7 protein-coding genes are annotated in these 8,955 nt (G+C 71.0%); 3 read left to right on the plus strand and 4 right to left on the minus strand.

What is annotated here, in order from left to right:
* Positions 1-2,582 (plus strand): PBP1A family penicillin-binding protein (locus F3J10_RS32655; protein ID WP_240155778.1); only part of this gene is annotated, 2,582 nt, incomplete at its 5' end.
* 76 nt (positions 2,583-2,658) lie between these two features.
* On the opposite strand, the gene F3J10_RS32660 is transcribed toward F3J10_RS32655, so the two are convergent.
* Positions 2,659-4,050: a TIGR00366 family protein gene (locus F3J10_RS32660; RefSeq protein WP_167243819.1), complete on the minus strand. Its 1,392-nt coding sequence runs from the start codon at positions 4,048-4,050 to the stop codon at positions 2,659-2,661.
* Positions 4,051-4,591: 541 nt separating this feature from the next.
* Between F3J10_RS32660 and F3J10_RS32665 the strand changes: the two genes are divergently transcribed.
* Positions 4,592-4,861 (plus strand): type II toxin-antitoxin system ParD family antitoxin, encoded by a 270-nt coding sequence (locus F3J10_RS32665; RefSeq protein ID WP_025099231.1) that lies wholly within the window; start codon positions 4,592-4,594, stop codon positions 4,859-4,861.
* A complete protein-coding gene (locus F3J10_RS32670; RefSeq protein WP_205200570.1) occupies positions 4,824-5,180 on the plus strand; it encodes a type II toxin-antitoxin system RelE/ParE family toxin in 357 nt (118 codons plus the stop codon). Before F3J10_RS32665 ends, F3J10_RS32670 begins: the two co-directional genes overlap by 38 nt.
* A gap of 45 nt (positions 5,181-5,225) precedes the next feature.
* On the opposite strand, the gene cynS is transcribed toward F3J10_RS32670, so the two are convergent.
* From cynS to F3J10_RS32685, 3 genes are all read right to left on the minus strand, one after another.
* Positions 5,226-5,675 (minus strand): cyanase, encoded by a 450-nt coding sequence (gene cynS, locus F3J10_RS32675; RefSeq protein ID WP_166913069.1) that lies wholly within the window; start codon positions 5,673-5,675, stop codon positions 5,226-5,228.
* Positions 5,676-5,996: 321 nt separating this feature from the next.
* Positions 5,997-8,768 carry a malto-oligosyltrehalose synthase gene (treY, locus tag F3J10_RS32680; RefSeq protein WP_167243820.1) on the minus strand — a complete coding sequence of 924 codons (2,772 nt, stop codon included), beginning with the start codon at positions 8,766-8,768 and terminating at the stop codon, positions 5,997-5,999.
* The coding region (locus F3J10_RS32685) for a hypothetical protein (protein WP_167243821.1) at positions 8,765-8,955 on the minus strand (191 nt) is incomplete at its 5' end. The genes F3J10_RS32685 and treY, both read right to left, overlap by 4 nt.

Consider the following 8,955-nt stretch of genomic DNA (forward strand, 5'->3'; position numbering starts at 1 on the left):
TCGCGCGGCCCAGCCCGTCGCGCCCGATCGCCAGCCGCGCCCATCCCATGTTCCTTCGCAAGCCCGATCCCTCGACAGCCCCTTCCTCCGAACCGCCCGGGCAACCCGGCGGCGATCGCGCGCCGCGCCGACGCGGCGGCTGGCGCCGCCTGCGCACGGCGCTGGTCGGCCTGGTCTGCGCCGGCGTGGTGGCCGGCGCCTCGACGCTGGCCTACCTCGCATGGGTGGTCTACCCGTCGCTGCCGCCGGTTTCCGCGCTCGGCGACTACCAGCCCGCCGAGCCGCTGCGGATCTTCTCCTCGGATGGCGAACTGCTGGCCGAATACGGCATCGAGCGCCGCATTCCGCTGGAGGCGGGGGCGATCCCGCTGCGCGCCAGGCAGGCCCTGCTGGCGGCCGAGGATGCGAGTTTCTACGCGCATCCCGGCGTCGACGCCGGCGGCCTGCTGCGCGCGGTGTTCGTCGACGCGCTGCGCGGCGGCAAGGCGCAAGGCGGCAGCACCATCACCATGCAACTGGCGCGCAACTTCTTCCTGTCGCGCCACAAGACCTTCGCGCGCAAGCTCTACGAGGTGCTGCTCGCCATCAAGCTCGAACGCAGCCTGCCCAAGGACCGCATCCTGCAGCTCTACATGAACCAGATCTACCTGGGCGAGCGTTCCTACGGCTTCGGGGCGGCGGCGCGTACCTATTACGGGCGCGACCTGGGCGAACTGACGGTCGCGCAGACGGCCATGCTCGCGGGCCTGCCGAAGGCGCCTTCGGCCTACAACCCGATCAGCGATCCCGAGCGGGCGCAGGCACGCCAGCGTTACGTGCTGGCGCGCATGCGCGAGGTGGGCTACCTGAGCCCGGCCGAGTATCGCGCCGCGCTCGAGGAGCCGCCGTACCAACGGCCCGAGCCGCGCCGCGATTCGGTGCCGGCCGGCTCGGTCAGCGAGCTGGTGCGGCAGATGATGGTCGAGCGTTACGGCGAGGCGGCCTACGAATCGGGCTTCCGGGTTACCACCACGGTGGCGCTGGGCGAGCAGCGCGCCGCCTTCGAGGCGGTCAGGCACGGCGCCGAGGCGTATCAGCAGCGCCATGGTTACGCCGGGCCGGAGGCCAGCGTGGCCGCGCCGGTGCTGGTCGATGGAAAGTTGTCCGAAGCAGCGTCGCAGGCGCTGAAGCAGCGACCCGAAGTCGGCGGCATGGCCAGCGCGGTGGTGATCGGCGCCGGCGCCGGCCGTCTCGACCTGATGCGCGCCGACGGCGAGCGCGTGGCGTTGTCGGGGCGCGCGCTGGCGGTGCTGTCGTCCGGCGCCGGGCGGCGCGTGGTTTTGCCTTCGTCGCTGAAGCCCGGCGCGATCGTGCGCATCGCGCGCGATGGTGATGGCGATGGCCGCTGGGTGCTGCGCCAGTTGCCGGCGGTGCAGGCGGCGCTGGTCGCGATCTCGCCCGACGACGGCGCGATCCGCGCGCTGGTCGGCGGCAACGGCTACACGCCGAGCCAGCTCAACCACGTCACCCAGGCCTGGCGGCAGCCCGGCTCGAGCTTCAAACCCTTCATCTATTCGGCGGCGCTGGCCAAGGGCTTCGCGCCCGCCAGCGTGATCGACGACCTGCCGCTGGAGATCCCCGCCAGCTACCCGGGCGGCCCGGTCTGGCGGCCGCGCGAGAGCGGCGCGCTGCTCGGGCCGATCGCGTTGCGCGAGGGCCTGGCGCGCTCGAAGAACCTGGTCGCGGTGCGCGTGCTGCGCGCGATCGAGCCGGCCTATGCCAAGGACTACATCGTGCGTGCCTTCGGGCTGCGCTCCGACCTGATCGTGCCGAACCTGCCGATGGCGCTGGGTGCGGGCGCGGTCACGCCGCTGCAGATGGCGACCGGCTACGCGAGCTTCGCGAACGGCGGCTTCCGCGTGCAGCCCTACCTGATCGCGAAAATCCAGGACGGCGCGGGGCAGGTGCTGTTCGAGGCGGCGCCGGCGCGTGCCGGTGCCGGCGCGCCGCGCGTGATCAGCGCCGCCAACAGCTACCTGATGACCGACATGCTGCGGCGCGCGGCGATGCACGGCACGGGCGCGGCCACCAATGCGCTCAAGCGCGGCGACCTGGCCGGCAAGACCGGCACCACCAACAACTATCGCGACGGCTGGTTCGCCGGCTACCAGCGGCAACTGGCGACCGTGGTGTGGATGGGCTTCGATACGCCGGCCTCGATGGGGCCGCGCGAATACGGCGCGCGCAATGCGCTGCCGGTCTGGATCGAGTTCATGGGGCATGCGCTGGCGGGCGTGCCGGAATCGATCGAGGCGCCGCCCGAGGAGGTCGCGCTGATCGACGGCGAGCCTTACGACAAGGCCTTCCTGCCGGGCCAGGGTTTCGTGGCGGCGCTCGATGCGCAGGGTGCGATTCCGCTGATGGCGCAGCGCGCCGGTGGTGAGAGTGGCGCGATCGCGGCGGTGGCCGCGTCGGGGCTGGTCGCGACGCACGCCGATGCGCGCGCGGCGTCGACGCCTGGCGTGGTGTCCTCGGACGAGAAGGCGCGCATTCTGCGCTACTTCGCGGCGCCTTCGGAGGCGGGTGGCGGGGAGGGGATGTAGCGGGCGCGCCGATCGAACGCAGCGGCCGTCGTGCCGCCATGGCCGCTGCGTTCGATACGGCGTTTTCAGGCAGCGCTCAAGGCACCAGCCACAGCGCCAGCGCGTAGATCACCAGCGACACCGCGAAGGTCACCGCCGTGTATCCCATCACGCGCTGGATGCGGATCCCGGCGATCGCCACGATCGGCACGGCCCAGAACGGCTGCAGCATGTTCGAGACGTTCTCGGCCATCGCCACGCCCATGGCGGTGCGCGGCACCGAGGCGTGCAGGCTCAGCGCGGCGGGCAGCACGAAGGGGCCCTGCACGGCCCAGTGGCCGCCGGCGCTCGGCACCAGCAGGGTGATGATCAGCGAGCTGAGGTAGCTCCACAGCGGCAGCGAGAGCGGCGTGGCGATCGTCACGAAGGCCTTGGCGATCATCGAGGCCAGCCCGGTGCCCTTCATCATGCCCATGATCCCGCCGTACACGGGGTACTGCAGCAGCATCGAGCCGGTCTGGCGCGCCGCGCCGCGGATCGCGTTGGCGTAGGCGATCGGGGTGCGCTGCAGGGCCAGGCCGATCAGCAGGAAGATCAGGATGGTGGTGTTGATGTCGAGGTCGAAATGCCCCGAGCGCCATTCCATCACCAGGAAGCCGATCCCGAAGGCGAGCAGCAGCACGGTGCCGAGCACCGATTGTTCGAGGCGCGTGGCGAACGAGGGCGTGCCGCCCACGCGCGCATGCGGATCGTCGCCGGGCGCCTGGCGCTGCTGGTCGGCCGCGTCGTCGAAGGCCACCACGTCCGCCTCGCGCGGATGCATGCGGATGAAGATCGCCGTCATCACCACCACCACCAGCACGGTGGGGATGAACACGAAGGGGGCGAATACCGTGGCGCCGAGCGGCACCACCTGGCCGGTGGCCTTCTCCACCAGGTTCAGCGCATTGCCGTGCGAGGCCTGCGAGAGCGCGATCGAGCTCGACAGCCCGCTGTTGCAGATCGACCAGGCCGAGTAGCTGCCGGCCACCAGCCAGGCGAAATCGACGCGCACGCGCCGCGCGATCTCGCGCGAGAGCAGGGCGCCGACGATCAGGCCGAGGCCCCAGTTCAGCCAGGCCGCCACCGCCACCACCGGGAACACCAGCAGGGCCGCGCGCGCCGGCGTCTGGGCGCGCGACGCCATCGCGCGCAGGCCGCGCTGCACGATCGGCGCCTCGGCGATCGCGTAGCCGGTGGCGAGGATCAGGATCATCTGCAGCGCGAAGCCGAGGATGCCGAAGGTGCCCGTGTACCAGGAATCGAGCACGGTCGGCAGATTGCCCTGCGGCGCGATCGCGAAGGCGAGCAGCGCGACGAAGGCGGTCAGGCAGATCGAGAGCACGAACGGGTCGGGCATGACCCGTTCGAACACGTAGACGAGGGCGGCGACCACGCCGCGCGATTCGGTGGCGCGCGCGGTTGCGGGCGCGAGGTTGTCTCTTTGCATGCTGTCAGTCTGTTGCGCAGCGGGGGCTGCTGCGGCGCCGGGCGGCGGATCGGCATGCGGGTGGGCCCGGGGCGGCGCGCGCTCGAAAGCTCGCGGGCCGCGCGACGGGTCGGGATGCGGTGCTCCTCCAGGTGCTCGTGGTGTTGCCACGGCGCAGCGGGTTCTCTATCGCGCCTTCCGCGTCGCACGCTCGACCTGCGCGGACAAGGAAGACGGCCAGCCTGTTCTTGTTATGAAAAGTTCGTCAATCGAACGTCGTTTCGATTGACGAACGGCGCATTATTCGGCGCGGGCGGTGGCGGTGTCAAGCCGGCAACGTGGGGGATAGGGTCTTTTCGCCGGGAATCGCGGTGTGAAGGCGGGTATTTGAAAGATATTGAAGGGAATTTGAAATGAATGGGGCGCTTCATGCGCGACCGGCGAGAGGTGGCCAGAGCGGGTTCACACAAAACGCGTGCTGATGTCAGAGCGTCGTGTGACAGGCCGGCAGGCCGGCAGGCGAGGAGTAGGATTCAATCCTATCGACGTCAAGGGAAAGATCATGCGCTCCACCCAACAATTGAGCATTACCTTGCCCCACGAGATGGCGGAATTGGTCCGGGCCAAGGTCGCCAGCGGCGAATATGCCTCCGACTCCGAGGTGATTCGCGATGCGCTGCGCACGCTTGCCGCGCGGGATCGCGCGGTCGAGGCGTGGTTGCGCGATAGCGTGGTGCCGGCCGCCACCGCGCTCGAGGCGGATCCCGATCGCGCGGTCGAGCCGTCGGACGCCCGTGCCACCCTGGCGCGCCGACGAGCGGCTCGCTCGTGACGCCTGCTCCATATCGGGTCGTATTTTCCCCCGAAGCCGTCGATCAACTATCGGAACTCGAGGCACGCATCGCCGCGCGTGGCGCGCCCGTCACGGCGCAGAGATATGTCGCGCCATCATCACGTTCTGTGAGCAGCTCGATCGTTTTCTCCAGCGCGGCGTGCCGCGCGAAGACCTGCTCGTCGGTTTGCGCCTGACGCACTACCGCGGCAGCACGGCGATTGCCTATCGAATCACCGAGGAACAGGTTGCGGTTCTCGGGATTTACCACGGCGGCCAGGATTACGCGGCCGATTTCCAGTCGTCGATCGACGACTGAGCATCGATGTCCACGCCGGCGCGGCTTCCTGGCCGGGGTCGTGACTCAATACTGCTTGTACGGCAGGAACTTGCCCGACAGCACCACATGCACGCGGTCGCCCTTCGGATCGGGCTCGCGCTGGATGTCCATCGAGAAATCGATCGCGCTCATGATGCCGTCGCCGAATTCCTCGTGGATCAGCTCCTTGATGGTGCTGCCATAGACGTTGACGATCTCGTACCAGCGATAGATCAGCGGATCGGTGGGCACGGTGCTCGGCAGCGAGCCCTTGTAGGGGACGATCTGCAGCCAGGCCACCGCCTCGTCGGGCAGCTCGAACAGCTTGCCGATCGCCTCGGCCTGCGGCTTGTCGAAGGTCATCTGGCCGAGGCAGCCGGCGGTGGTGAACTCCTTGGACAGCCCGGTGGCCTCGGCGGCCTGGGTCCACTTGATGCCCTTGCGCACCTTGCTGGACAGAATCATCCTGGTCACTTCTTCACGGCTCGAAATCATGACTGGCTCCGTATGACGGTAGGGAAGGCGCCGCGCATCGGGCACGGCGCCGGAACGGGAATGCTGCTGACGGGATCGACGACGGGGTCGACAAGTCGGCGCGGCGCTGCGTCGGCGCCTCGCTCGCGAGGATCGTGGGGAACGGCGTCCGGCCGTCGAGGCGATGGCGGGGCAACGCGTGAGTGGACGTGGCGCATCGATCCGGCGGCTCGATCATAAAACCTCATTAACGAGCCGCCAGAAATCGATGTCAACGCGAGGCCGTCTGTGCTGCTTTTCCGGGACAGAGGATGTGCGTGGCGCGCGAGGCCGGCACGGCGCTCACGAACGGCTGTCGACCAGCGCCGCGACGGGCAGCTCGGCCAGCAGATCGGCCAGCCGCAGCCGGGTGCCGCCGCCATCCCGCTTCATGGCCTGGAAATCGCGATCGCCCAGCTCGTCGCGCCAGGCCGCCGACCCAGCCGGCATGTCGAGAGGCAGCACCACGCTGGTGTCGCCCCAATGACGCGCCTCGATGCGCGGCCCGGCATCGTCCGGGGCCAGCAGGCCGAGCGCGAGCCGGCTGCCGACCACCACGATGCGGGCTTGCGCGTCGTGCCGCATCAGCGCGATCGCATGCGCGCTGGCCGGTCCCTCGATCGCCAGCGGCAGGTAGGCGCCGCTCGCGAATGTCTCGGGATGACGTGCCCGCAAGCCCAGCATGCGCGTGACCAGCGCGCGCTTGACGCGCCCGTCGGCCCAGGTCGGCAGGTAGCCGGCCACCGGGCCGTCGACGGGGATCGCGCGCCGCTCGGCGAAATCCACCTCGCGGCGGTTGTCGGGATCGACCAGGCTGAAATCCCAGGCGTCGGTGCCCTGGTAGAGATCGGGCACGCCGGGCGAGGCGATCCGCAGCGCGGTCTGCAGCAGCGAATTGACCGCGCCGGCCGGCGCGATGCGGGCCACGAAGGCATGCAGCGCGTGCGCGAAATCGTCGATGCCGCGCGGCCGCAGGATCTCGCGCACGAAATCCTCGCAGGCCTGCTCGTAGCGCGCGTCGGGCGCGAGCCACCCGGTCTCGCGCTTGGCCTCGCGCAGCGCCTTGGTCTGCCAGCGCACGATGCGCTCGGTGAGTTCGGCCAGGCCCTCGGCGTCGTCGGGGCCGAGCGTGGGGGGCCAGCAGCCGGCCAGCGTCTGGTAGAGCATGGCTTCGGTGGCGCGGCTCGGGCCGCCGGCCGGCGGCGCGTTGCGCGCATGCCAGGCTTCCAGCGCGCCGCGCCAGGGCACCGGCATCTCGCTGAGCACGGCCAGCCGCGCGCGCACGTCCTCGCCGCGCTTGTGGTCGTGAGTGGCGGTCGCCAGCATGGTGGCCGGCATGCATCGCGCGCGCTCGAGATTGCGCGTGTGGAAATCCTCCGGCGATAGCGCGAGCCGTTGCGCATCGGCGCCCACCTCGTTGCGCGACAGCAGGCGGCCGTAGCGATAGCAGGCGGTATCCTCCACGCCCTTGGCCGCGAGCGGCGCGCTCAGCCGCGCGAAGGACAGTTGCGCGCGCAACGACAGCGCGGGATCGACGTCCGGCACGACGGTATCGCCGGCCAGCTCGGGCCAGCCCAGCCAGGCCAGCGCGTGGTCGAGCGCGGCGCGATCGGTGCGCGGCAGGGTCCGCGCGGCGGCGCGCGCGGCGGCTTCGATGAAGGGCCGCTCCTGCTCGCGCTCGCCTGCCAGCGGATAGAGCCGGTAGACCGGCAGTTGCGCGGCCAGCTCGATGGCCGCGCGCCGCAGCGGCGCACGGGCCAGGTCGCGCGTGCGCGGATCGGCGCGCGCGATCGCGTGCAGCGCGTCGGCCAGACGCTCGGCCTCGGCCGCCAACTGGCGCGGTACCGCCTCGCGCTTGCCGGCCAGCGCCTCGTCGGCGAAATCGGCCGTGCTGCCCGATAGCTCGGCCCAGTGATGCTCGAGCGGCTCGGCGCCGGCCGGATCGTGCAGCAGCGCGCTCACCTCGTCCATGAAGTCGTAGCCGGTGGTGCCGTCGGCCAGCCAGTCGGCCGGCAGCGTCTCGCCGCGCGCGAGGATCTTTTCCACCACCAGGTAGGGCGCCGGCTCGCGCAGCGCGGCCAGGCGCGTGCGCAGCTTGCGGCAGTAGCCGCGCGGATCGGCCAGGCCGTCGATATGGTCGATGCGCACGCCGTCGATCAGCTCCGCGTCGACCAGGCGGAACAGCAGCGCGTGCACGTCCTCGAACACCGCATCGTCCTCGACGCGCACGCCGGCCAGCGTGTCGATGTCGAAGAAGCGGCGCCAGTTGATCTCGTCGCTGGCGGTGCGCCACCAGGCGAGCCGCCATGCCTGCCGTTCGAGCAGCGCGTGCAGGCGCGCGCGGCCGGCTTCGTCGCTGCCGGCGTAATGGCGCAGCGCGGCGTCGAGCGCGTCGCTGCCGTGGGCGCGCAGATGCTCGCGCAGCGCCTCGAAGGCCAGCGCGATGCGCGGCGCGCCCGGCGGCGCGTCGGCCAGCGGCGCGAAGCGCGCGGCCAGCGTGTCGAGGCCGGGATCGTGCGCGGCGCGCAGCACCTCGGCATAGGCGCCCAGGCCGATCGGCAGCGTGCGCCCGGGGCAGGCCACCGACAGCCGGCCGCTGGCCGGGTCGGCCTGCAGCGCGATCTCGCCGGCCGCCAGCGCCTCGCCATAGGGGCGGCCCAGGCAGGGCAGCAGCACACGGCCGTGCAGCGTCGGATCGACGGGCTGCCAGTCGATGTCGAAGTGGCGCGCGTAACGGCTGCGCGGCCCCCATTCGAGCACGTCGTTCCACCAGCCGTTCGAGGTGCCGCCCACGCCCATGTGGTTCGGCGCGAAATCGACCACGGTGCCGAGTCCGTGACGGCGCAGCGCGCCGACCAGTCGCACGAAACCGTGCTCGCCGCCCAGCTCCTCGCTGATGCGCCCGTAGTCGACGCAGTCGTAGCCGTGCGTCGAGCCCGGTTCGGCCTGGGTGATCGGCGACAGGTAGACATGGCTCACGCCGAGCTTCGCGTATTGGTCCACGTAGGCGGCGGCATCGTCGAAACCGAAGCCGGCGTGCAGTTGCAGGCGCAGGGTTGCGCGCGGCGGGCTCATCGCGGCTCTCCCGCGGTGCGGCGCGCGAGCGCGATGGCGGCCAGCGCGGCGGCGGCGGGATCGTCGATCAGCCGCGTCATGTCGCGCGGCATGCGGCGGCGCCAGTTCGGATGGCCGACCGGCGGGCCCGGCAGGTTCGGTTGGGCGGGCAGGGCCAGCAGGTCCTCGAGCGGCAGCAGGGCGAGCG

The organism is Burkholderia sp. Cy-637 (genome assembly GCF_011753175.1).
In the GTDB taxonomy this organism is placed as follows: Bacteria; Pseudomonadota; Gammaproteobacteria; order Burkholderiales; family Burkholderiaceae; genus Burkholderia; species Burkholderia gladioli.